This window comes from Ilumatobacter sp., from assembly GCF_046290335.1.
Classification (GTDB): Bacteria; Actinomycetota; Acidimicrobiia; order Acidimicrobiales; family Ilumatobacteraceae; genus Ilumatobacter_A.
In genome coordinates this window covers 213,320-237,001 of the sequence record NZ_JBKAGH010000002.1, presented here as the reverse complement: position 1 = coordinate 237,001, position 23,682 = coordinate 213,320, and the positions used below count along the sequence as shown (strand labels likewise).

At 67.4% G+C, this 23,682-nt stretch carries 18 protein-coding genes; 10 read left to right on the top strand and 8 right to left on the bottom strand.

Annotation, left to right across the window (positions count from 1 at the left end; all coding sequences use genetic code 11):
* The first annotated feature begins 258 nt into the window (after positions 1–258).
* From ACE37B_RS09540 to ACE37B_RS09530, 3 genes are read left to right on the top strand one after another with little or no spacing between them, the layout of a single operon-like run.
* Positions 259–576, top strand: coding sequence for a hypothetical protein (locus tag ACE37B_RS09540; protein ID WP_409923091.1), 318 nt, complete (start codon positions 259–261; stop codon positions 574–576).
* Positions 573–3,989: a GNAT family N-acetyltransferase gene (locus tag ACE37B_RS09535; protein WP_409923090.1), complete on the top strand. Its 3,417-nt coding sequence runs from the start codon at positions 573–575 to the stop codon at positions 3,987–3,989. Before ACE37B_RS09540 ends, ACE37B_RS09535 begins: the two co-directional genes overlap by 4 nt.
* A 30-nt stretch (positions 3,990–4,019) precedes the next feature.
* Positions 4,020–5,384: an EamA family transporter gene (locus ACE37B_RS09530; protein WP_409923089.1), complete on the top strand. Its 1,365-nt coding sequence runs from the start codon at positions 4,020–4,022 to the stop codon at positions 5,382–5,384.
* A gap of 43 nt (positions 5,385–5,427) precedes the next feature.
* Here the strand turns inward: ACE37B_RS09530 and ACE37B_RS09525 are convergent, their stop codons facing one another.
* The 5 genes from ACE37B_RS09525 to ACE37B_RS09505 form a co-directional block, all read right to left on the bottom strand.
* Entirely contained in the window at positions 5,428–6,534 is a 1,107-nt protein-coding gene (locus ACE37B_RS09525) for a metallophosphoesterase family protein (protein ID WP_409923088.1), read from the bottom strand.
* A 54-nt stretch (positions 6,535–6,588) separates the two neighbouring features.
* Entirely contained in the window at positions 6,589–7,308 is a 720-nt protein-coding gene (locus ACE37B_RS09520) for an RDD family protein (protein ID WP_409923087.1), read from the bottom strand.
* 54 nt (positions 7,309–7,362) lie between these two features.
* Positions 7,363–7,581: a hypothetical protein gene (locus tag ACE37B_RS09515; protein ID WP_409923086.1), complete on the bottom strand. Its 219-nt coding sequence runs from the start codon at positions 7,579–7,581 to the stop codon at positions 7,363–7,365.
* A 121-nt stretch (positions 7,582–7,702) separates the two neighbouring features.
* Positions 7,703–8,380, bottom strand: a complete 678-nt coding sequence (locus ACE37B_RS09510; protein WP_409923085.1) for an RDD family protein — start codon at positions 8,378–8,380, stop codon at positions 7,703–7,705.
* 499 nt (positions 8,381–8,879) lie between these two features.
* Entirely contained in the window at positions 8,880–10,421 is a 1,542-nt protein-coding gene (locus tag ACE37B_RS09505) for an acyl-CoA carboxylase subunit beta (RefSeq protein WP_409923664.1), read from the bottom strand.
* Between the two features lie 111 nt (positions 10,422–10,532).
* Between ACE37B_RS09505 and ACE37B_RS09500 the strand changes: the two genes are divergently transcribed.
* Positions 10,533–11,642 carry an ATP-dependent DNA ligase gene (locus tag ACE37B_RS09500; RefSeq protein ID WP_409923084.1) on the top strand — a complete coding sequence of 370 codons (1,110 nt, stop codon included), beginning with the start codon at positions 10,533–10,535 and terminating at the stop codon, positions 11,640–11,642.
* Positions 11,643–11,724: 82 nt separating this feature from the next.
* On the opposite strand, the gene ACE37B_RS09495 is transcribed toward ACE37B_RS09500, so the two are convergent.
* Together ACE37B_RS09495 and ACE37B_RS09490 are read right to left on the bottom strand one after the other, a co-directional pair.
* Positions 11,725–13,698, bottom strand: coding sequence for a copper resistance CopC/CopD family protein (locus tag ACE37B_RS09495; RefSeq protein ID WP_409923083.1), 1,974 nt, complete (start codon positions 13,696–13,698; stop codon positions 11,725–11,727).
* Positions 13,699–13,819: 121 nt separating this feature from the next.
* Complete coding sequence (locus ACE37B_RS09490; RefSeq protein WP_409923082.1) at positions 13,820–14,323, bottom strand: hypothetical protein; 504 nt, start codon at positions 14,321–14,323, stop codon at positions 13,820–13,822.
* Positions 14,324–14,445: 122 nt separating this feature from the next.
* Here ACE37B_RS09490 and dnaX point away from each other — a divergent pair, with 122 nt between their 5' ends.
* From dnaX to ACE37B_RS09475, 3 genes are all read left to right on the top strand, one after another.
* Positions 14,446–16,707, top strand: a complete 2,262-nt coding sequence (dnaX, locus tag ACE37B_RS09485) for a DNA polymerase III subunit gamma/tau (RefSeq protein ID WP_409923081.1) — start codon at positions 14,446–14,448, stop codon at positions 16,705–16,707.
* 34 nt (positions 16,708–16,741) lie between these two features.
* A complete protein-coding gene (gene recR, locus ACE37B_RS09480) occupies positions 16,742–17,353 on the top strand; it encodes a recombination mediator RecR (protein WP_409923080.1) in 612 nt (203 codons plus the stop codon).
* Between the two features lie 113 nt (positions 17,354–17,466).
* Positions 17,467–18,549 carry a phosphotransferase gene (locus tag ACE37B_RS09475; RefSeq protein ID WP_409923079.1) on the top strand — a complete coding sequence of 361 codons (1,083 nt, stop codon included), beginning with the start codon at positions 17,467–17,469 and terminating at the stop codon, positions 18,547–18,549.
* A 381-nt stretch (positions 18,550–18,930) separates the two neighbouring features.
* On the opposite strand, the gene ACE37B_RS09470 is transcribed toward ACE37B_RS09475, so the two are convergent.
* Positions 18,931–20,118 carry an acetyl-CoA C-acetyltransferase gene (locus ACE37B_RS09470; RefSeq protein ID WP_409923078.1) on the bottom strand — a complete coding sequence of 396 codons (1,188 nt, stop codon included), beginning with the start codon at positions 20,116–20,118 and terminating at the stop codon, positions 18,931–18,933.
* Between the two features lie 175 nt (positions 20,119–20,293).
* Here ACE37B_RS09470 and ACE37B_RS09465 point away from each other — a divergent pair, with 175 nt between their 5' ends.
* From ACE37B_RS09465 to ACE37B_RS09455, 3 genes are all read left to right on the top strand, one after another.
* Positions 20,294–21,517 carry a hypothetical protein gene (locus ACE37B_RS09465; RefSeq protein ID WP_409923077.1) on the top strand — a complete coding sequence of 408 codons (1,224 nt, stop codon included), beginning with the start codon at positions 20,294–20,296 and terminating at the stop codon, positions 21,515–21,517.
* A gap of 68 nt (positions 21,518–21,585) precedes the next feature.
* Complete coding sequence (ccrA, locus tag ACE37B_RS09460; protein WP_409923076.1) at positions 21,586–22,929, top strand: crotonyl-CoA carboxylase/reductase; 1,344 nt, start codon at positions 21,586–21,588, stop codon at positions 22,927–22,929.
* Between the two features lie 97 nt (positions 22,930–23,026).
* Positions 23,027–23,677 carry an HAD family hydrolase gene (locus ACE37B_RS09455; RefSeq protein WP_409923075.1) on the top strand — a complete coding sequence of 217 codons (651 nt, stop codon included), beginning with the start codon at positions 23,027–23,029 and terminating at the stop codon, positions 23,675–23,677.
* The last annotated feature ends 5 nt before the right edge of the window (positions 23,678–23,682 follow it).

Below are 23,682 nucleotides of genomic sequence, written 5' to 3'. Positions count from 1 at the left end.
TTGGGAGCAGGCGTGGTCGTTGCCCTCCCGCGCTCGTTCTGGGCGAGGTGTACCTCACCGAAGACGACCCAGTCGGGCGTCGGTACCGGTTCGTGCCGAATCACGCGCAGGACCTCTCGGCCGGCCATTTGTTCGCCGCGGTCGTCACACCGTCGCCAGGAGCCTCTGGCGGCGCGGCGGAACCGGGGACCGTGTCGTGGCGTCCGACGTCGTCCGACGTCGGACGACGTTTCCGACCGCAAACCGGGCACGGCGGTGTTGGCGGGCGCCGCAGGCATCCACGTCGGCAACGGCGTCGTCGTCTTCTCGACGAGCAACCACTCCACGTCGGCGCTGCTACAGGTCCTTCTGATCGCCGCCGCGAACACTCGTCGCGACGACCTGTGCGGGCCTGCGTGCCCGCTGCCGCCGTCGAGGACCGTCAAGTTCTCCGCAATTCGGCGTGGCGTGTCGCCGACCCAGGGTGACGACGTGCAGCGCAGAACTGCGCAGGGTGAGGTCGGCCTCGGTGTCGTCGGAGTGAGTGACGAAACTGTTCAAGGTGCGTTGGATCGGGTCCGAAAAGCCCTTCCGTGAAGTCGAACCTCTGGAAGCTGTATCTCGCCGGTGTCGTAGTGGTAGCGGCCGTCTACTTCATCTGGGGATCGCCCGGTCTGTCGAAGATCGTGTTGTACAACGGCATCGGCTTCTCGGCGGTGGTGGCGGTTCTGTACGGCGTTCGCCGTCACCAGCCCGCGAACAAGCGGGCCTGGTATTTCGTCGCCGCCGGTCTCTCGTCGTTCCTCACCGCCGACATCGTCTACTACCTGCTCGAACTCTCGACGGACACCGCGCCGTTCCCGTCGATCGCTGATGCGTTCTACCTCGGGATGTACCCGATCATGATCGTCGGCTTGATCATGCTGCTGCGCTCGGTCTCGCCCGGTCGAGATGTCGCTGGCCTGATCGACGCGGCGCTGATCACCGTGGCGACGTTCGCTGTGCTGGGCATCCTCGTGATGGACACCTATCTGGAGAGCAACAGCATCAGCTTCATGGAGCAGCTGATCTCGATCTCGTACCCGGTGATGGACGTCGCGCTGGTCGCGGTGGCCGCTCGCCTGGTCGCCGCGGCCCAACTTCGCCAGCCCACGTTCGCGCTGATGGTGACCGGGCTGTTCAGCCTGATGGTCGCAGACACCATCTACGGGATCCTGAACGTCGCCGGCAACTTCCAGACCGGTGGCTTCGCCGACGCGTTCTGGCTCGGGTTCTACTCGCTCATCGCTGCAGGCGCGTTGCACCCCTCGATGGGCCAGCAGATCGCCCCTCGCCCGGTGACTCCCGGTGCGATCACGCGCCCTCGGCTCGCGGTGTTGTTCCTCGTGGTGCTCGCGGTCCCGATGATCGATCTGATGTGGGGTGAGCCGTTCGACAAGGTGCTCACGACGACGGCGTCGATGATCATGTTCTCGCTCGTGCTGCTGCGCCTGATGGGTTTGGTGACCGTGGTTCAGCTGAAGGAGAAAGAGGCGCGTCACGATGCGCTTCACGACTCGCTGACCGGCCTGGCCAATCGCGCATTGTTCGGCGAACGGGTCGAGAGCTTCGTCGCGCAACGTAAGGACGGCGTGGTCTCGGTGCTCTTCGTCGACCTCGACGACTTCAAGTTCATCAACGACAGTCTCGGTCACCAGGTCGGCGACGAGTTGCTGGTCGCGGTGGCCAGCCGGCTGACCGACTGTGTCCGCAGCAACGACCTCGTCGCCCGCTTGAGCGGTGACGAATTCGCCGTCCTGCTCGAGAGCGCAGTCGACCGTCAGGACGCGGTCGCCGTCGCGCAGCGCGTCCAGGACAGCCTCGAATCGCCGATCATCATCGACGACCGCGAGATCATGATCTCGGCGTCGGTCGGCATCGCGGTCGAGCGTCGGGCCAACATCGAGCGGGCCGAGACGATCCTGCGCGCCGCTGACGTCGCGATGTATCGCGCCAAGCACAAGGGCAAGGGTCGCTTCGAGTTCTTCGAGCAGGGCATGCACCTCGAGGCGATCGAACGCCTCGATCTCAAGACCGACCTCCAGGTCGCGCTCGAACGTGGTCAGTTCGAACTCAACTATCAGCCGATCGTCGACATGCAGGACGAGAAGGTTCGAGGCGTCGAGGCGCTGATCCGCTGGAATCATCCGACCCGCGGCTATGTGTTGCCCGATCGCTTCATCCAGCTCGCCGAGCAGACGGGGCAGATCGTTCCGATCGGACGCTGGGTGCTCGGCGAAGCCTGCACGCAAGTGATGCGCTGGCGTCGCGAGTACCCCGACACCGCGCCGCGCAACATTGCGGTGAACCTTTCGGTGCGTCAACTCCACGACCCCAAGTTGCTCGAAGACGTCGCTGATGCGTTGTCGGCCTCGGGCCTCGAGCCAGAGGCACTGACCCTCGAGATCACCGAGTCGATGCTCATCGAGGAGACCGATCGTGGGTCTCGTGCACTCGACCAGCTCAAGGCGATGAAGGTCAAAGTCGCGATCGACGACTTCGGCACCGGGTACTCGTCGCTGTCATATCTCAAACGTTTCCCGGTCGACACGATCAAGATCGACCGGTCGTTCGTCGCCGAGATGGAGACGTCGTCGACGTCGGCCGCTCTCGTGAAGGCCGTCGTCGACCTCGCTCACAACCTCGGCGTGGCAACGGTGGCCGAAGGCATCGAGAACGCCGACCAGAAGGCGCGCATTCAGCAACTCGGCTGCACCTACGGTCAGGGATACCACTTCGCCCGTCCGATGAGCGCGGCCGACATCGAAAAGAAGCTCACGGCCGTCCGCGACACCGCGCAAGCTCGCCGAAACGCACCGCTCGACGTCGAAGTGATCGAATCGTTTGCCGACCTGCGCAAGATCGTGCACCAGATCGGCAGTCTGCACTCCGATCTCGGGGTTCCGGTCATGGCCCGCACCCGATGGATGGAGACCTGGGCCGACGTCTACGACGACTGGTCGCCGATGGTGGTCCTCGTTCGTGAGCGCGTGACCGGCCAGGTCGAGGCGGCCGCGCTCTTGGCGCGTCGCCAGACGCTCGGCGGCAGCGAGGTCGTGTCGATGGGCCACGGCACCGTTGCCTGCACTCGTTTCCCGTCACGCAGCGAGCGCGCGTCGAAGCTGCTCGCCAAGGGAATCAAGGACGAACTCGCCAAGCTCGGACCGTGGACGCTGCAGTTCCAGCAGCTTCCGGAGGGAGACCCGGTGGCCCGCCTGCTCGCTCAGCAGCTTCCCAACGCGGAGATGGCCCCCGACCTCTGGGTGCCGCAGGTGATGTTCGGTGACGAACCCAAGGTCGGTGACTTCCTGTCGCGGAACATGCGTCGCCAGATCAGGAAGGCGTGGAATCGCCTGGAGACCGACGGGCGCAACGTCGAGATGAACGTCGCTCGCACGGAGTTCGAGATCATCCAGCTCCTGCCGAATCTCGAGACGATCCACGTCGAACGCGACCATGACACCGGCCGCGACTCCGATCTCGACGACCCGAACGTCGGTGAACTCTGGCGTCGTTTGATCCTCGCGCACGGCGCGACCGGTCAGGTCGAGATCTCGTCGATGGTGATCGATGGCGAGATCGCTGGCTACGTGGTCGCGATCCTCGACGAGGATGCCTATCGGGTCTTCGACGGACACTTCAACAGCGAGTTCCATCGATACTCGCCCGGCCGCATCATCGAATCGGCCGTGCTCGAACGTGCGATGGTCGATGCTCGCTTCGACGGCTTGGACTGGATGGCGGGTGTCGCCGCCGAGAAGATCCTGACGTCGAACCACAACGAAGGCCGGATGCAGTTGGTCGCCTCGTCTCGAGCGACCGCTCGTCCCGAACCCAAACCCATTCCGGAGCATGCCGTCAACGGCGGCACCCCCGATCTCACGGTTGCCGAAGCCGGCGCCGAAGGGGTTGCCCCAGCGTCACGCCGACGCCGTCCGAATCCGTCCGCTGATCTGTTCGAGTCGGCCTGATCGTCGGACTCGATCTGGGACACTGCTGACATGGCCATCTTGTTCGCCCTCGCCGCAGCGATCGGTTGGGGATCCTCCGACTACGCAGGTGGTCACGCGAGCCGTCGTTCGTCGGCGGTGTCGGTGGTCATCCTCACGCACCTCGCGTCGCTGATCGCGCTGATCGTCATCGCGACGATGCCCGGTCAGACCGGTTCGCCGGGGGTCAACGATCTGCTCTGGGGGCTCGCCGCCGGTTTGGGCGGCGGCTTCGGAGCGATGCTGCTCTTCAGCGGACTCGGCAAGGGCACGATGTCGGTCGTCGCCCCGATCACTGCGGTCGGCGCGGCGATCATCCCGGTGATCGCCGGAGTGCTGCAAGGTGAGTCGCTGAGCACGCTCGGTATGTTCGGCATCCTCCTCGCGTTCGTCGCGATCGTGCTCGTCTCGTTGAGCCCCGAGGCAGCCACGCTCGTCGATGGTCATGTCGATCCCGACGTCGATGGTCGGACGCCGGTACCACCCGGTGGCGGGCCGATCGTGGAGATCGACGATCTCACGATCGCTGCGATGGAAGCCCAGTTCCAGGCGCCGGTGGTGCCGGAGCCGAGCCTGGTTCCTGCCGGAGCGCCGGCGGGCGCTGCGGCGTCGTGGTCGGCACCCGTCGGCGGTCCGGTCAACGTGACGCCGCCGGTCGCGTACCGTTCGCTCAACGAGTTCGCCGTCGCCGTGCATGAACAGCGCGATGCGTTCGAGATCGCTCGGATCACAGGTCGCCCATACGTCTCACCGGCGTCTGCGAGTGAGCTCAGCCCACAGGGACGCACGCCATCGACCCCCGTGCCGTCGTTCGCACTCGGTTCTGCGGCCTCCACGATCGCATTGGCCGCAACGGCCGCAACGGTGACCACGCCGACAGATGCTCCGACGACGTCCGTCGTGGAGTCCGATGGTGGCATCGCCCAGGAGCGTGCAGGTGGCGTGCGCGGCGGCCTTCGCAAGATGCTCGGTCGTCCGGGGGTGATCGAGGCGCTGTTCTCCGGCCTCGGGTTCGGGTTGTTCTTCGTCTTCATCGCCCGGACGTCGGAAGAGGCCGGCCATTGGCCGCTCGTCGGTGCGCGTTTCATCTCGGTGGTCATGTTCGCGGCCGGCGCCATCATCGCGCTGTCGGCGGTGATGCCGCATCGGGACTCGCGACGCACGGTGATTCTCGCTGGCCTGCTCGACGCTGCAGCCGCGGTGTTTTTCGTGCTGGCGACACGTTCTGGCCTGCTGTCGATCGGTGCCGTACTCGCCTCGTTGTACCCGGCGATCACCGTGCTGCTCGCCCGCTTCGTCGGCAAGGAGCGCATCACGCGGGTCCAGCTCGGTGGCCTCGTGCTCGCCGGCGGCGCGGTCACACTGCTGGTGCTGTGAGGGGGCTGGCCGTGGGGCCACCGCGAGTCGCTCGACGCTCGACTCAGCGCAGCGCGATCACGAAGCAGCGATCGTCGAGCGCGCCGAGCGCGTACGTTTCGTAGTCGACGCCGAAGTCCGCGTACAGGCCCCGACATGACTCGCTCCAACGCAGCGCGGCGGGTTCGGAGATGCGATGGACGACGTGGAGCACGCCAGACTCGTAGACCCGGTGCTCGGCCCACGTGCCGGGGAAATCCTTCGTGCACCCCACCTCGATGCTCAGTGCGCCCGATCGGCGCATGCCACGACGGCGGTGTCGATGCGTGTGGCCCGCCGAGTACGCCAGGACGTTGTGATGTCGCACACAGAGTTCGTCGAGGAGGTCGGATCCGTCCGGATGCAGCCCGAAGTAGTCGGGGCTGCGAGCCGCTGCGCTCTCGCTCGACGTGGGGATCCACTGCTGATGGTGTCCCATCACCATGATCGGATTCGACGCGTTGTGGGCGACGTCGTCGAGCCATTCCGACTGTTCCGGTCGGAACGCCCCGGTCGTCGCTCCGGGGATCGCCGTGTCGAGGAGTGCCACGGTCAGACCCGGGAGATCGATTCGCTGATCACCGGCGTAGGCATGCTGATGGCGGTACGCGTCGTGGTTGCCGCGCACGACGTGCAGCCGGTCGCCGAGCGGTTCGCGGTAGCAGGCTTCGAATGCCGCCCACTCGTCGTCGGTGCCGTCGACCGACAGGTCGCCCTTGACGATGACGGCGGCCGGATCGATCGCCAGCATTTCGGCGACGGCGGCTCGGTTCATCACCTCGGGATAGGGGTCGCTGCCCGGCTCGCTTCGTCTGATCGGACCCTCGGGCAGATCGTCGATCTGACCGGCGCTCAATTCGCCGAAGTGGACGTCGTTGACGGTCGCGAAGCGGCAGAGCAGCTCACCCGGCAGCGTCGGCAACGTGGCGATGTCGACCTGATGCGTCGTGCCATCGACGTCGATGCGCACCGTCGTGGACCGGCCCGGCGCAAGGTCGTCGAAGCGGTGGACGTCGACGGTGCCATCGGGCAGGGTGACGTGGAGCGCCGCTTCGCGGTCGCTGACCGTCGTGACATCGATCCGCTGCGGTGAACCGGTGGCAGCGGTGGTGGTGGCGGCGTTGGCGTCCATGAGTGCGGGTGAGAGTCGAGGGTGGGAGTTGCGGGGTTCGTCGATCGGGCGTCGTCAGCGCTGCACGGAGATGACGTGGGTACCGGCGACCTTGTCGTGCAACGTCTGCTTCTTGTCGTCCCAGAGCATCCACAGATAGCCGATGTAGAGGATCTGCGCAGAGATGAACGCCGCGAATACGGATCGTCCGATCGCCTTGCCCCAACCGGGTGGTGTACCGGTGTGTTCGTTGATCACCTTGATCCCGACGATGCGGCGTCCCCAGGTCTGGCCGGACTTCGCCAGCGCTCGGAGATAGATGAACACGACGGCGAAGAACCACAAGACGACGACGGCGACGCCGAGAGCGAGCGCGCCGATATCGATGTCGTCGTCCGTGCAGAACACCTCGCCGTCGATGGCGCTGCAGTCGTCGAACGCCGCGACGAGCGCGATGATGCCGGGGATGAGGACGATGGCATACAGCAGCCCGTACAGGAGGCTGTCGAGCAGGTAGGCGCCGAGCCGCATGCCGAAGCCGGCGAGTTGGCCGAACTGCGTCGCCGGGTTGCCCATCGGCGGCTGGTAGGGGGCGTAGCCCGGCGCTCCGTAGGGCTGATAGCCGGGTGGCACCGAGCCAGGGGGCGGGGAGCCGGGCTGGCCTGGGGGCGGGTAGCCAGGGGGCGGGTAGCCAGGCTGGCCTGGTGGCGGGTAGCCGGGCGGTGGTTGCTGAGGGTGGCCGGGTGAGGGCGGCACGTCGCCGCCCGGTGGCGGGGATCCGGGTGTGTCGCTCACGAGACGATCATGCCAGATCGATGGTGATGCGTGGTTGGGATTCGGAGCGACGGGTCACGGACGTTCGCGGCGCGAGGCGATGGGCTTGCTCCACCATCGTCCCGAGAAGCGCCACGTCGTCGACCTGGCCGGTGTGGGCTCTGCCGAGAGCATCACCGGCTTGGGCCACAGTGCTTCGGTCGCAGCCATGATGACCGCAGCCTCCTCCTCGGTGGGTGTCGGCGACATCGCGACGCCCGTTGGAGGGCCGAACGGATCGAAGGACTGGCTCACGAGCGAGATCCTACTGGTCTGTACCCGCCCGACCCAGAGCCGCCGCAGGCCATGGTGCCAGGCACGACGACCTGTAGGTCATGGTGCCAGGGACGACGACCTTTGGGGTTGTCATGGACGGTCAGTCGGGGTCGTCGGCCGACCAGGTCGCACGTGTGCGGCCGACCACGACGGTACTGGCGACCCGATCGTGGAACGTGCGCCGCTGCCCGTCGCCGAGCGCAGCCAGAAACCCGAAGAGGAAGATCGCCGAGACGAGGTGTCGGATGACGAAGCGTGCCGCGGCGCGGCTGGCGTCGATGTTGGATCCGTTGATGCCGTCGACGACCCGACTCCCAGCGACGCGGTTGCCGAGCCACTTTCCCGACGATGCGACCGATCGGGCGTACCACGCAGTCATGAGGACGAAGCCGACGATCATGATCCCGACGCCGCCGAGGATCGGCGTGGCGCCCGATCCGGAGAGGGCGACGTAGAAACCCGGCAGCATCGCGATCGTGAGAGCGATGCCGTCGACGGCAGCCCCGACGAAACGAGCCGCGAACGATGCGAACGCAGGTCGGAATGCGAGCCCGGCACCCGACTCGAAGACGGCGGCCGGTGCCAGCTTGGGACGTTCGAGATCTCGTGGATCGGTCAGCGGTGCGTTCGCTGCAACCGGATCCTCGAACTCGCCGAGATTCATGTCGTCGTGGAGTTGTTCGAGCAGCTCGCTGAGATCGTGCCGCGCTGCGGCCGGCGTCGCAGCGATGTCGACGGCAGCAGACGAATTGCTCGTCGAGCCCACTGCATTCGGCACGGGGGGAATCGGTGGCGCCGGCGGGACGGGTGTGGGCGGCTCGGGCGCAGGCGGTGCGGGCACCGGTGGCGCGGGTGGGGTCGGCCCGGGTGGGGTCGGCCCGGGTGCTGGCGATGGCGGGACGGATGCTGGGAGCGTCGGGACAGGCGAAGCGGGCGGGGTTGGTGCAGGGGGCGGCGGGACAGAGGCGGGTGGCGGAGGTGGGATCGAGGAGGTCGCAGACGTCAGGTGCGGGGCCGGAGCCGGTGGCCGTGGTGCTGAGGCGGGCACCGATGGCGGCACGGGTGATGGTGATGGTGATGGTGGCGGCGGTGGGATCGTCGGTGGAGGAGGCGGTACCGGCGCGGTGTCCCTCGCCGCGGTGGGCGCGGCAGTGGGGTCAGGCGACGTCATCGGACCATCATCGCACGGTGATCGCGTCGTGAGTACCCATGGTGACTGGACACACTGGAACGTGCCTACCCCCTCCGGCATCGACGCCACCCAGGTCAGCCCCGGATCAGAGCGGGACGTTGCCGTGTTTGCGGCGCGGGAGTTCCTCGCGCTTGCTTGCCAGCATCCGCAGACCGGCGACGAGTTTGCGCCGTGTCTCGGCCGGGTCGATCACGTCGTCGACGTAGCCGCGTTCGGCGGCGGCGTACGGGTTGGCGTACTTCTCGGTGTACTCGGCGACGAGTTCGGCGCGACGCGCGACCGGATCGGCCGCCTGCTGCAGCTCTCGTCGGTACACGATCTCGACGGCTCCCTGCGGGCCCATCACGGCGAGTTCGGCCGACGGCCACGCAAAGGCGAGATCGGAGCCGATCGACTTGGAGTCCATGACGACGTAGGCGCCGCCGTAGGCCTTGCGGGTGATGATCGAGATGCGCGGCACCGTCGCTTCGCAGTAGGCGTACAGCAGCTTGGCGCCGTGGCGGATGATGCCGCCGTACTCCTGGTCGACGCCGGGGAGGAAGCCGGGGACGTCGACGAAGGTGATCAGCGGGATGTTGAACGAGTCGCAGGTGCGCACGAAGCGAGCGGCCTTCTCGGCCGACTCGATGTCGAGCACGCCAGCGAGGACCTTGGGCTGGTTGCCGACGACGCCGACGGCCTGGCCGTCGATGCGGGCGAATCCGCACACGATCGACTTCGCCCAGTGCGGGAAGTACTCGAAGAACTCGCCGTCGTCGACGCAGTGCGAGATGACCTCGATCATGTCGTAGGGCAGGTTCGGTGAGTCCGGCAGGATCGTCGACAGCTCGGGGCACAGGCGGTCGGGGTCGTCGCCGAGGTCTTCGATCGGCGCCGTCTCGAGGTTGTTGGACGGCAGGAAGCCGAGCAGGTAGCGCACGTCGTCGAGGCACGCCTTCTCGTCGGCCGACACGAACGTGGCGACACCCGACTTCGACGCGTGGCTCATCGCTCCGCCGAGTTCTTCGAGCGTCACGTCCTCACCCGTCACGGTCTTCACCACGTCGGGGCCGGTGATGAACATGTGGCTGGTTTCGCGGACCATGAAGATGAAGTCGGTCATCGCGGGGGAGTACACGGCGCCGCCGGCGCACGGGCCGAGGATCACCGAGATCTGCGGCACGACGCCGGATGCCTGGACGTTGCGGCGGAAGATGCCACCGTAGGACGCGAGGCTGACCACGCCTTCCTGGATGCGGGCGCCGGCGCCGTCGTTGAGTCCGACGACCGGCGCGCCGACCTTGGCGGCGAGATCCATCAGCTTGTGGATCTTCTCGGCGAACACTTCGCCGAGCGCGCCGCCGAACACGGTGAAGTCCTGCGAGAACACGAACACCTTGCGGCCGTCGACGGTGCCCCAGCCGGTGATGACGCCGTCGGTGTAGGGCCGATCTTCCAGCCCCGACGCATGTGCGCGGTGGCGAGCGAGCATGTCGAGTTCGTGGAACGATTCGTCGTCGAGGAAGTAGTCGATGCGCTCGCGAGCGAGCATCTTGCCTTTCTCGTGCTGACGCTCGACCGATCGCGGCGACCCGGCGTTGAGCGCCTGTTCGCGTCGTGCGGCGAGGTCGTCGATCTTGTCCTGCATGCTCTCGGTCACGCCGCAGAGAGTACCCGAGAGGTCCCGTCGGACCTGATTCCGCAGTGTCGGGGCGTCGACCGTCGGCGGTCGAGCCCGCGGGTCGACCAGACTGAAGGCATGACGACACGACCATCGACCGACGCGGGCGACGGGGGCGCGGACCTGCCCTCGTGGGGTCTTCCCGTCGAGTTGCCGATCGAGCCGATGCTGGCGAAGCTCGCCCGCTCGATACCGACCTCGGCACCAGACGGAGGATGGTTGTTCGAACCCAAGTGGGATGGGTTCCGGTGCATCGTCGCCCGCAGCGGCGACCGCATCGAACTGTTCTCTCGCAATCGCAAGCCGCTGGCGCGGTACTTCCCCGAGTTGCTCGCTCCGCTCTGTCACGCATTGCCGGATCGTGTCGTCGTCGACGGCGAGATCGTGGTCCCCGATGCCGACGGCCGTGGGCTCGACTTCGGGGCGCTCCAGCAGCGGCTCCATCCGGCGGCGTCACGCGTCGATCGGCTCGCCGGCGAGACGCCATCGATGTTCATCGCGTTCGACGTCCTCGCCGTGGGCGACGAGTCGCTGATGCGGGCGCCGATGGGTGATCGTCGGGCGCGACTACTCGACGTCGTGGTCGAGAACGACGCGGTCCGGGTGACGCCGGCGTCGACCGACCCGTCGCAGGCAGCGGCATGGTTCGGTCGCTTCGAGGGCGCCGGTCTCGACGGGGTGATCGCCAAGCCGATGCTCGGGATCTACGAGCCGGGGAAGCGGGCGTTGGTCAAGGTGAAGCACGAGCGCAGCGCCGAGTGTGCCGTCGCCGGCTACCGGGTGCACAAGGACGGCAACGGCGTGGGGTCGCTCCTGCTCGGTCTGTTCGACGAGCACGGTCACCTCCGTCAGGTCGGCGTGGCGGCCTCGTTCACCGCAGCGCGTCGAGCCGAGTTGCTCGCCGAACTCGAGCCGAGAACGCACGATGCGCTGATCGATCACCCGTGGGCCGACTGGATCGTCGATGGGCCCGGCGGTGCCAGCCGGTGGAACGCCGACAAGGACCTGTCGTTCGTGCCGATCCGGATGGGTCTCGTCGCCGAGGTGACGTTCGGCCAACTCGAGGACGGCCGTTTCCGCCACGGGGTCTCGTTCCAGCGGTGGCGCCCCGACCGCGATCCGGAGTCGTGTACCTACGACCAGCTCGACGTGGCCGATCCGATCGACGTCGCCGAACTCTTCATCTGAACGGCCCACCGCCGGCTCCGCGCCAGCCCGGCTCCGCGCCAGCCCGGCTCCGCGCCAGCCAGGGTGCTCGCGAGTCAGCGAGTCAGTTGTCGGGCGGGATCGTCACGATCGTCACCGACGGCACCGTGACGATCGTCGCCGGCGGGAACGTGACCTCGGTGGCCGCACGCGTGCCGTCGGCGTTCAAGACGTTGAGTTCCTTGGTGTCGACGACCTGCGCGCCGTTGACGATGGCGGTGACCTGCACCTGCCAGACGCCCGGAACGGTCAGCGGGATGCCCTCCGACTCCAAGCGCACTGCACGGCCCGGGCCGGTCAACGGGATCGGCTGGGTGATCGAGCCGATGTTCTGGTCGTTCGGCGGGGCGGTGAAGACGATGTTCAACGCCGACAGCCCTTCGCTCGGGCTCCGGACGTCGACTTCGATGCCGACGAGGCCGACCACGTCGTCGGTGATGCGCAGTCGCACGTCGAAGTCGGCCTCGGGGACCTGGAACGTGGTGCTCACGTCGTAGGGGATCGTTGGTGTCGTGTCGATGTTCGGTGGAGACAGCGCCAGCAGCCACGCGCTCAGAGCGAACGTGACCACGCCGATGCCTGCTTCGGCGCCGAAGGCACGTCGGAGTCGGTCGGCCAGCGGCGCGCTCATCTCCTGCGCCCGGGCCAAACGCTGGGCGACGAACTGTCGCGCCGAGATCGCCAGGAAGATCATCACGGCCACGACCACCGACTTGAACAACAGGACCCGACCGTGTCCGCTGTCGAACAACGCCCCACCGTCGAGGCGAACGAGTTGGGCGATGCCGGTGACGACCGTGACCACGATGGCGATGGTCGAGATGCGACCGAAACCGCGAACGGCGTGGACGAGATCTTCCTCGCCGGGGCCGGACAGGACGACTCGGGCGAGCAGGACGACGCCGCCGAGCCACACGGCGACGGCGAGGGCGTGGATGATGCTGATCAGCACGCCGACGGCGGCGAGGTCGCCGATGGTGCGGGTGATGCCGGTCATCGCCACGGCGAGCGCCGGGATGCCGAGCCCACCGATCTGCGTCGTCGGGTCGATCGCGCGGTCGGGACGGAACGCTACCCAGGCGGCCATCGCCACGAAGACGAGGCGCAGCACTGCAGCGCGTCCCGCCCACCCCGCCTCGAGGAGGTCGATCCACGCAGTCGGGCTGAAACCCGACCCGAGCCCGCGGCCGGTTGCGGCAGCGCTCGCCGCTGCGACGAACAGGAGCGTGCCGAGGAGTGCAACGACCCAGAGCACTCGGATGAACTTGATGGTGATCAGGTACTCGACCCCTTCGGGCCACGATGCCGCGAGCAGGACCAGCGCGCCGAAGAGCGCAGCGATCGCCAGCGTCGAGATGAGGCGACCGAGCCAGAGCGGGCCGTCACCTTGCGATGCGATCGACAGGTCGACCACGACGGTCGGTGCTGCGGTCTCCGTGCCGGCATCGGAGCCGGTGCCGGAGTCCGTCGTGGCGGGGATCGCGGTGGGCGTCGGGGCGGCAGCGTCGCCGGCGGCATCGTCAGCGGGCACCGTCGTGACGACGGTGTCGTTCTGGACGCTGAACGGAATCGTGCCCTCACCGTTGGGCTCGTCGTCGGTGTTGGTCACCTGCCAGCGGATCACGCAGGTACCGGCCGGAACCGGGGCTGGAAGCGCAGCCGTCAGCAGGAGTCGATCGTCGCCCACTTCAGGGGTGTCGAGCGCGATCTGCTCCGCTTCACACGACAAGGCCAGCAAGTTGGTGTCGCCGATCTCTTCGGAGAACGTGATGACGATCTCGGTCGGCGACGTGCCTCGAACGTCCCCAGCGGCCGGAGACGAGGTGACCACGGTGTTCTCGGCGTGCACGGTGCCGGAGCCGAACGACGTGAGTGCGAACACCGCCAAGACCACGACGCCGATGCGAGCGGCGAGACCGGTCCGGCGTGTCGGGTTGCGATCGGATGCCGTACGGACGTGGTCGAGGCGACGCGTCGAGTCACGAGACGCGCCGCGCCACGCAGCGGTGGATTCGAGGTCGGACGGCGCGGAGATCACGATGCGCCGAGGCTACTGCGGAGGGGTCGACGGGACGAGTGATCGGTGCCGGTGGCGCGCGCAGCGCCAGTCCTGGCGACGGTGCTGGTCACGGAACCGGAGCGCTCGGTCGACATGGCGTTCATCCGCGGCTCCGGGCACATTCGGGCAGACCGAGCTCGACGGCCAGATCGTCTCGGCCGAGCGAGAGTTGGGTGATCTCGGTGTTGAGCACCGAGATCTCGGCGCCGGTGTCGATGGCGTCGCCGAGGTCGCTGTAGGCCTGCGAGAGATCCGTCGTCGTGCGAATCAGACGGCGGTGCTGTTCACCGACGCTGCTCACGACGATCAAGGCGCCAGCCGACTCGAACTCGGCGCGTAGCGCGAGTCCGACCTCGCGGGCCCAGTCGCCAGGGTTGATGTCGTCGGGTGGGGTTCCCAGTGCGTCGAGGCGCGCGTCGGTCGAGCGACAGATGTCGTGCATTGCCGAGACGTAGTCGGCAACGGTCGGTTCGGGCTCCTCTGTCGCACATGCCGCGGCGACGGCGCCGAGCACCGCGAACAGCGCCGTCACGCGTCGCCGAGCGTTCGAATGGCGCCGACCGGTGTGCCGGAAACTCTCGGTGGCAGCGCGGTGACGGATCACGGCGGTGACTGTACGACCTCCTCGCCGGCGGGTCACGCCAGGACGCACGACGCGAGCTGGACCCGATCGCGGACTCGGTGAGCGTCTGGTGCGGTCACACGGCATCGGTAGGGTGAGCGGCGATGGCCACTCAGTCGCTCTACCGCCGCTATCGACCTCGACGGTTCTCGGAGCTCAAGGGGCAAGACCACGTCGTGCGAGCGTTGCGTACCTCGGTGGCCGAAGGACGTGAAGGCCAGGCGTATCTGTTCTCCGGGCCGCGCGGGACGGGGAAAACGACGTCGGCCCGCATCCTCGCCAAGGTCCTCAACTGCGAGAACCCGCAGGGCGGGGAACCCTGCTGCGAGTGCCCGTCGTGCCTGTCGGTCGAGCAGGGAACGAGCTACGACGTCCACGAACTCGACGCCGCCTCGAACAACGGTGTCGACGCGATGCGCGACCTGATCGAGAAGGCATCACTCGGTACGCCGGGGCGTCACAAGGTGTACATCCTCGACGAGGTGCACATGTTGTCGCGTGGCGCGGAAGCGGCTCTGCTCAAGACGCTCGAAGAGCCGCCACCCCACGTGGTGTTCGTCCTGGCGACGACTGATCCGCAGAAGATGTCCGACACGATCCGCAGCCGGACCCAGCATCTGCAGTTCCACCTCCTGCCGGCCGACACACTCGACGATCACGTGCGTTGGGTCGCCGCTGATGCCGGACTCGCCGTGACCGACGAGGCGATCGAGCAGGTGCTCGCCCAAGGCGCCGGATCCGCTCGTGACACGTTGTCGGCCCTCGAACTCGTCGCCAACTCGGGCGGAGCAGCTGCCGAGATCATCTCGCTCGACGAGTTCGCCGAAGCGATGATCGAGCACGAGCCGGGGCGAGCCCTCACCATGGCCGCGCACGCCATCAGTCGAGGTCGTGATCCGCGCACGTTGACCGAGGAACTGATCGGCTTCCTGCGCAACGGGTTCTTGTCGTTGATGGCACCGGAGCTGGTGCAACTGCCCTCGCAGCGTCTCGAGGTCGTCACCGACCTGGCGCGTCGGGTGGGTCCCGCCGGGTTGGTCCGCGGAATCGAACACCTCGGCAGCGCACTCACCGAGATGCGTCACGCGCCAGACCCGCGGGTGATCCTCGATGTCGCGATCGTCCAACTCACCTCCGAGCAGGCCTCGACGGATCTCGCTGGCGTGTTGGCGCGCTTGCAGCAGCTCGAACGACGCGTCGCCGAGGGAGTCAGCGCTACCGCGCCTGGGTCGGTTGCGCCAGGAGCGCCGACGGCTTCCGTCACCGCCGCGCAGCAGGCGGCGGCCACGGCCCCGCCGGCCGACCCGACGACCGGGCGTGCCCCGCTCGGCGGACGTGCCAAGCGGGCCGCCGCGTCGCAACCTGCGGCGGAGCCGACCGTCTCGCAACCTGCGGCGGAGCCGACCGTCTCGCAACCTGCGGCGCAGCCGACCGTCTCGCAACCTGACACCGGCGATGTCTCCGAGGCAGGCGATGCCGGTGACGCCGATGCGGGTGGCGTCGATGTGGGTCGCGCCGATGTGGGTGACGTCGCCGGCTTGGCCGAGCGCGACGCCGACGACATCACCGAGCCGATTCCGACGGTTCGAGCCGACGAGCCAGCGCGAGCTGCAGGATCTGGCGACGCATCTGCGACTGCGGCGGCGGGAGGTGTGGTCACCGAGACGGAATGGGAACAGGCCAAAGGATCGCTGCGCGGTATCGGTCGAGCGCTGTTCGCCCCGGCCAGGTTCGTCACCTCGACGTCGTCGACGGTCACGCTCGGGCTGCCCAACGCGTCGCACCGTGACAAGTGCGAACAGCACCGTGTCGCCGTCGAAAAGGCGCTCGTCGCCGGACTCCAGCGTGCCATCACCCTCGAACTGGTGGTCGACGGCCCCGGTGGGAGCGATGGCAGTGATGGCGCCGGCGGTGGAGACGATCGGGCTCGCCAGCTCGGCGAACGTGGCGATTCTGGCGGCCCGATGGGCGGGGCAGGCGTCACCGCCGCCCGTTCGGGTGGCAACGCCTCAGCGCCCGCTGACGGTCGCCCCGACGGCTATGGCAGCAGTCATGGCGGGGGTCATGGCGCAGCGATGGCGGCCGCGGCGAGATCGACCGACCCCGACGATGCTGCGGTCGCCGAACCGGCGTTGCGCGTGGTCCCCGATGCTGCATCCGGTCGCCAGATCGCCGAGGAGGCTCGGCGCGCCGGACCAGCGCCAGACCTCGACGAACTGGTCGCCGGATCGATCGACGCCTTGCCCGACGACGACGAGATCGACCTCGACGATCTGGTCGACGCCCCGCCCGAGGCGGTCAAGTCCCCGATCGATCGTCTCGCCGAGGCGTTCCCCGGTTCCGAACTGATCGACGACATCTACTGATGCGTCGAGTGATGTCCCGACCGACGAGTTGAGCATGGCGTCCAACTACACCGTCCCCGTTCAGGTATTGATCGACGAGCTCGGGCGTCTGCCCGGCGTCGGGCCGAAGTCGGCGCAGCGCATCGCGTTCCACCTGCTCAAGATTCCCGCCGACGACGTCGCTCGGCTCGCCGACGCGATCACCGACGCGAAGGCTCGCGTCCGATTCTGCGAACGCTGCTTCAACGTCGCCGACGACGTGCTGTGTCCGATCTGCAACGACGACGGTCGTGATTCGAGCGTCCTCTGCGTCGTGGAGGAATCGCGCGACATCGTGGCGATCGAGCGCACCGGCGAGTTCCGTGGTCGCTATCACGTGTTGCTCGGTGCGATGAGCCCGCTCGACGGGATCGGACCCGAGCAGCTCAAGATCCGCGAGCTCGTCGCACGCATCGGACCCGAGGGCGTCGACGAGGTGATCCTCTGCATGAATCCGAACACCGAGGGCGAGGTCACCGCGATGTATCTCGCCCGGTTGCTCAAGCCGATCGGGCTGGCCGTCACGAGGATCGCCAGCGGGCTGCCGGTGGGCGGCGACCTGGAGTACGCCGACGAGCTCACACTCGGGCGAGCCCTCGAGGGTCGACGCTCCGCGATCGACGACTGATCCGGCAGTTCGCAGCGCTGAGCGATGCGGCAGCTCGAGCTGTCGCTGGGGACGAGAGCCGGAGAGGTCGTTCGGCTCGTCGCTGCGACCTCGACCTTGCGACCATGTCGGCCATGACGACGATTCCGGCCGACCCGTTCTCGATCACTCCTGAGTGGTTGCACGAGGCGCTGCCATCGTCGGTCCTCGGTGGCGGCACGATCGACGCCGTGACGGCGACCAACATCGGCGAGGGAACCGGGATCTTCGGTGAGATCGTCCGGCTCGGGCTGGCGGTCACCGGTGGTGACGGTTCGGCACCGGCGACGCTGATCGCCAAGATGCCGTGTACCGAGCCGGCGAACCTGGAGGTGGCTCGGATGCTCGGGATCTACGAGCGCGAACTGAACTTCTTCGAGCACATCGTGCCGACCACGTCGCTCACCGTGCCGATCGTGCACGTGGCGCGCCGTGACGACGACGGACGCTTCGTGCTCGTGATGGAAGACCTCTCGGATCGATGGGACGTCGGTGATCAGGTGGTCGGCGCAACGGCCGACCAGGCGGCGGCGATCGTCGACGAACTCGCTGCGTTCCACGCGTACTGGTGGGAACATCCGGAGCTGGACGCGATGGACTGGTTGCCGACGCCGAACGCACCGGCGTACGCGGCGGCCGTGCCGGGCATCTACCGAGCCGGGCTTCCCGTGCTGCTCGAGCACTGGAGCGATCGTGTCTCTCCCGAAGCGGTGCAGGTCGCGATCGACGTCGAGCCGATCTTCGACGACCTGCTGCAGCGCACGGCGACCGGGCCGTCGACGATCATCCACACCGACACGCGGCTCGACAACCTGTTCTTCGCCAAGGACGACCCGTCCAAGATCGCGATCATCGACTTCCAACTCGCGTTGCGAGGACGTGGCGTTGCCGACATCTCGTATCTGATCGGGACGAGCGTGCCGACCGAGGTCGCCAGCGAGCACTGGGAATCGCTCCTGCGTCGCTGGCATGCTGCGATCGTCGCAGCCGGCATCGACTATTCGTGGGACGATTGTCTGCACCACTACCGGGAGGCGACGATGTACTACCTCTCCGGGGCGATGTCGCTCATCGGTTCGTTCGACACCGGCAACGAGCGTGGCGCTGCGATGACGCACGCCTACTGCACTCGCCTGCTCGAACACGTCGTCGACATCGACGCTCGCTGCGTGCTCTGACCGGTGCTGGTCGCCGGGCAACGGTCGCGGGCGCACATGCCGCCGAAAATGAACTGAGGCACCATCTCCACGAACCGGTAGCGGGCGGACGGGCCGGTTCGTGTCGATGGTGCCTCAGATGCTGTCGATCACGGTACGACACCGTCGTTGCGATCGAGCGATCAAGTTGTTGCGGTTAGATTACGAAATCCCAAGCTCCTTGTCAAGAGACCACAACAAAAGACAGTTTTACCGCCATAATCACACTCGAAGTCAGCAATCAGCCACATGGAGTGACATAAGCCGACGCGCGGTGAGATCGTTTCAGCACGCTGCGTGATGGTGCGCGTTGGCTCGATGCGTCGATCCGAACGGGCGTCAACCGGGTGCAGATCGCAGGATTCAGACCGTCTTGAGGACGATCGCATCGCCTTGGCCGCCACCGCCGCAGAGTCCGGCCGCGCCGATGCCGCCACCGCGGCGCTGCAACTCGTGCAGCAACGTCAGGGCGAGACGGTTGCCGCTCATGCCGATCGGATGCCCGAGCGCGATCGCTCCACCGTTGACGTTGACGATCTCGTCGGAGATGCCCAGTTCGGCGATCGACGCGATCCCAACGGCCGCGAACGCCTCGTTGATCTCGAACAGGTCGATGTCGGCCACGGCGACGCCGGCCTTCTCGGCGGCCTGCATGATCGCCCGGCTCGGCTGGTGGAGCAGCGACGCGTTGTCGGGTCCGGCGACCATGCCGTAGGAGACGAACTCGCCGAGCGGAGTCACGCCGCGCCGTTCGGCCTCGGCCTTCGACATCACGACCACGGCCGAGCCGCCATCGGACAGCTGCGACGCGTTGGCCGCAGTGATCGATCCGTTCGGATCGAACGCGGGGCGCATGGCGGCGAGGGTGTCGACCGTCGTGCCGGGCCGGACGCCCTCGTCGTGCTCGACGAGGATCGGGTCACCCTTGCGCTGCGGAACCGAGACGGCGATGATCTCGTCGTCGAAGCGGCCGTCCTTGATCGCGTTGGCGGCGCGCTCGTTGGAGTCGGCGGCCAGTTGGTCCTGCTGTTCGCGGCTGATCGAATCGCCGGTGTAGCGGTCGGTGCCCAAGCCCATCAGGCACGAGTCGAACGCACACCAGAGGCCGTCGGCGATGATCGCGTCACGCAACTCCGTGTTGCCGTAACGGAAGCCTCCTCGTGCGCCGTCGGCGATGTAGGGAGCGTTGGTCATCGACTCCATGCCGCCGGCGACGACGATGTCGGCGTCGCCCATCGCGATCATCTGGTGCGCGAGGTAGATGGAGTTCAACCCTGACAGGCAGACCTTGTTGATGTTGACGGCGGGCACGTTCATCGGGATGCCGGCCTTCGAGGCGGCCTGACGGCTCGGGACCTGACCCTGACCCGCCATGAGCACCTGGCCCATGATGACGTGGTCGACTTCGTCGGGCGCGACGCCGGAGCGTTCGAGTGCCGCCGCGATCGCAAAGCCACCGAGATCGGCAGCCGAGAACGACGCGAGCGCACCGCTCATCTTCCCGATGGGCGTACGAGCGCCGGCGATGATGTACGAACCGTTGGTAGCCATGTCGAGAGGGTACTCGCGGCGTACGCATCGGTAACAAGGCCGACACGGCTGTACGGGGCGACAGGGCCGACGATGATCCGGCGAAGTTCACAGTCAGGTGACGCCGGCCTGGTTGGATTTGGTCATGGGGCACTCGACGAATTCGCGCCGGACTACTCGCGGGGCATCCATGGTGATGGCAGCGCTGCTCGTCGCTTCGTGCGCGGGGAGCGACTCGTCGAGCGACGAGAACGGCTCGACCGCCCCCGCCAGCGACCCCACCCCGGTCGAGACGGACGTGCCGGTGGAGACGGACGTGCCGGTGGAGACGGACGTGCCGGTGGAGACGGACGTGCCGGTCGAGACGGACGTGCCGGTCGAGACGGTTCTCGACGCGAGTGGTTTCATCGAGACCCAGCTCCGACTCCTTCCGAAGCCGTTGGTCGACAGCGCCGAGAACTCGGTCACGGTCACGCTCGTCGACGTCGAGGCGGCCTTTCGACAGGCGGATCTCACCGACCCGATCGACCTCGGCGACGAGGCGGAGATCATCGACGGCTTCATCGAACTCACGCAGCCCGCGACCGTCGAGAACGGTGGAACGGGCTACGGGGTCGTCCAGCCCGGGTTCTTTCCCGGCGACTTCGGTGTGACCGACCCGGACGGGTTCGAAGGGGAGTTCGGCTTCTCGCCGTTCGACGTGCGGGCCGTCGCGGAGCTCTCCGCTCCACCGGTCAGCTTCAGCGTGGTGTCCGGTGACCTGCAGGTGGCCGACGACCTCGTCGAGTCCGCCGACGGAGTGGTGACGGTGGGGTCGGGAGCCGACGACGAAGTCGACCTCGAGGGCCGAACCACCGCCCGTCCGCTGGGTCGCCCGCTCCATCTCGTCGAACGAAACGGTCTGGTCGCCGTGACGCGCCAACTACCCGTCGCGGTGGATTGGGTCGCCGGCGGCGAGACGCTCGCGGACGACGCTGCGTGGCTCGCAGTCGCCCGACAACTCGACGCGAGTGCGGTTGCAGCCGCGCTGATCGTCTCCGGTGAGTTCAGTGTCGGATCGCTCACCTCGCAGATCGAGGACCCTGGCCGCATCGCTCTCCTCGAAGCCGCCGTCCAGATCTCCGCGCCGTTCGAACTCGTCGGCGTTGGCTCGTCACGCGTCGACGGCCAGGCGACGTTCACCGCGGTGTACCACTTCGCAGACGCCGACGCTGCCGCCGGCGAGGTCGACAACGTGGCGGCTGCATGGGCCGGCGACTCACTGGTCGGGCGGGAGTCGTTGACCGAGGTGATCTCGAACGTGCGTGTCGAGCCGGTCGGTAGCACCGTCACGATGATCGGCGATGTCGGTGACCGATGGAGCACCCGGGCCGCGATGAGCACGCTGCTGCTCGGCGACCTCGTCGTTCTCCATCGCTGAACTGGCGAGGGCTGTTTCGGCTCGTTCGCACTTTGGAGCGCTGGGTTACCGATCAGTAACCTCCCGCCATGGAACAGATCCTCGAAGCCATCCAGTCCGGGGCCAGTGGCGACGAACTCGCCAATCTGCCGATTCCCGAGAGCTACCGGGCCGCGTTCGTCAAGCGCGACGAGACGGCGATGTTCGAAGGTGTCGACTCGTGGGACAAGGACCCCCGCAAGTCGTTGCACATCGACCAGGTCGCCACGCCCGAACTCGCCCCCGACGAGGTGTACCTCGCGGTGATGGCGTCGAGCATCAACTTCAACACGGTGTGGACGTCGATCTTCGAGCCGCTGCCGACGTTCGGTTTCCTCGATCGTCTGGCCAAGGAGAGCGAGTACGGAGCCCGCCATCAACGCGACGAGCACATCGTCGGCTCCGACGCGTCGGGCGTCGTGCTGCGGGTCGGCGCAGCCGTCCGGAACTGGAAGCCGGGCGACCACGTCACCGTCCACTGCAACCACGTCGACGACCAAGACCAGAGCGCCCACAACGACTCGATGCTCGCCGCCAACCAGCGCATCTGGGGTTTCGAGACCAACTTCGGTGCGCTCGCCGATCTGTCGATCGTCAAGGCGAACCAGTTGATGCCCAAGCCGTCGCACCTGACGTGGGAGGAGTCGGCGGTCAACGCGCTGTGCAACTCGACGTCGTACCGCATGCTCGTCAGCGACAACGGCGCCCGGATGAAGCAGGGCGACAGCGTCCTGATCTGGGGCGCCACGGGCGGCATCGGCGGCTACGCGGTGCAGTACGTGCTCAACGGGGGCGGCACGCCGATCGGCGTCGTCTCGTCGCCCGAGCGTGCGGCGCTGCTCAACCGCATGGGGTGCGAGGCCGTGATCGATCGGCGGGCGAAGGCGTACGAGTTCTGGTCGGACGAGCACACGCAAGACGAGAGCGAATGGCGTCGCTTCGGCAAGGACATCCGCGCCGTCAACGGCGGTGACGACGTCGACATCGTGTTCGAGCATCCTGGCCGCTCGACGCTGGGAGCGTCGATCTTCGCCGTGAAGCGAGCCGGCACGGTCGTCACCTGCGCCGCCACGTCGGGCTACATGGTCGAGTTCGACAACCGCCACTTCTGGATGAAGCTCAAGCGTCTCATCGGTTCGCACTTCGCGAACTACGCCGAGTCGTACCAGGCCAACCGGCTCATCGACCAGGGTCGCATCCAGCCGCTGCTCTCGGCCACCTACGACCTCGAGCACGTCGGCGAGGCGTCGCTGGCGGTGCACCACAACGAAGCCGAGGGCAAGCTCGGCGTGCTGTGTCTCGCACCGAGCGAAGGCCTCGGCATCAGCGACCCGGAGAAGCGCGAGCGCATCGGCGAGGACAAGATCACGATGTTCCGCTCGCCGGTCGCCTGATCGGCGGCGTGCTCGACCGTCTGCCCCCGAGGGTGAACGCCACCGCGTGCGCTCGAATCGGGTTGACGACGCAGTGAGTCGCGGCAGACTCGGGTCCATGACCGAACTCGGCTTCGACGCCCTGCTCATCGACATGGACGGCACGGTCGTCGACACCGAGCCGTACTGGATCGAGAACGAAGGGCTGCTCGTCGCCGAGTTCGGGGGCACCTGGACCGAGGACGACGCGCACGCGCTCGTCGGCTACGACCTGCTCGATGCTGCGAAGGTGTTGCGCGATCGCGGCGGTGTGCCACTCGAACTCGACGAGATCGTCGAGCGACTCCTCGACGGTGTGATCGAGATGTGTCGCGTCGAACTGCCGTGGCGACCCGGCGCGCGCGAGTTGCTGGTGGAGGCGCGTGACGCCGGGGTGCCGACCGTGCTCGTCACGATGTCGTGGCGACGCTTCGCCGACGCCGTGATCGACGCCGCTCCCGAGGGCGTGTTCGTCGGATCGGTCACCGGCGACGAGGTCGCGGCGGGCAAGCCGGCGCCCGACCCGTACCTCGCCGCAGCGGAGTTGTTGGGCGTCGAACCGACTCGCTGCGTCGCGATCGAGGACTCGCCGACGGGTGTCGCCTCGGCGCTGGCGGCCGGCTGTCGAACGATCGCGGTCCCCCACGTCGTCACGGTCGGCCCGCAGCCCGGCCTCACGATGTGGACCACGCTCGACGGCGTCACCCTCGCCGACCTCGCTGCGATCTGAACGCA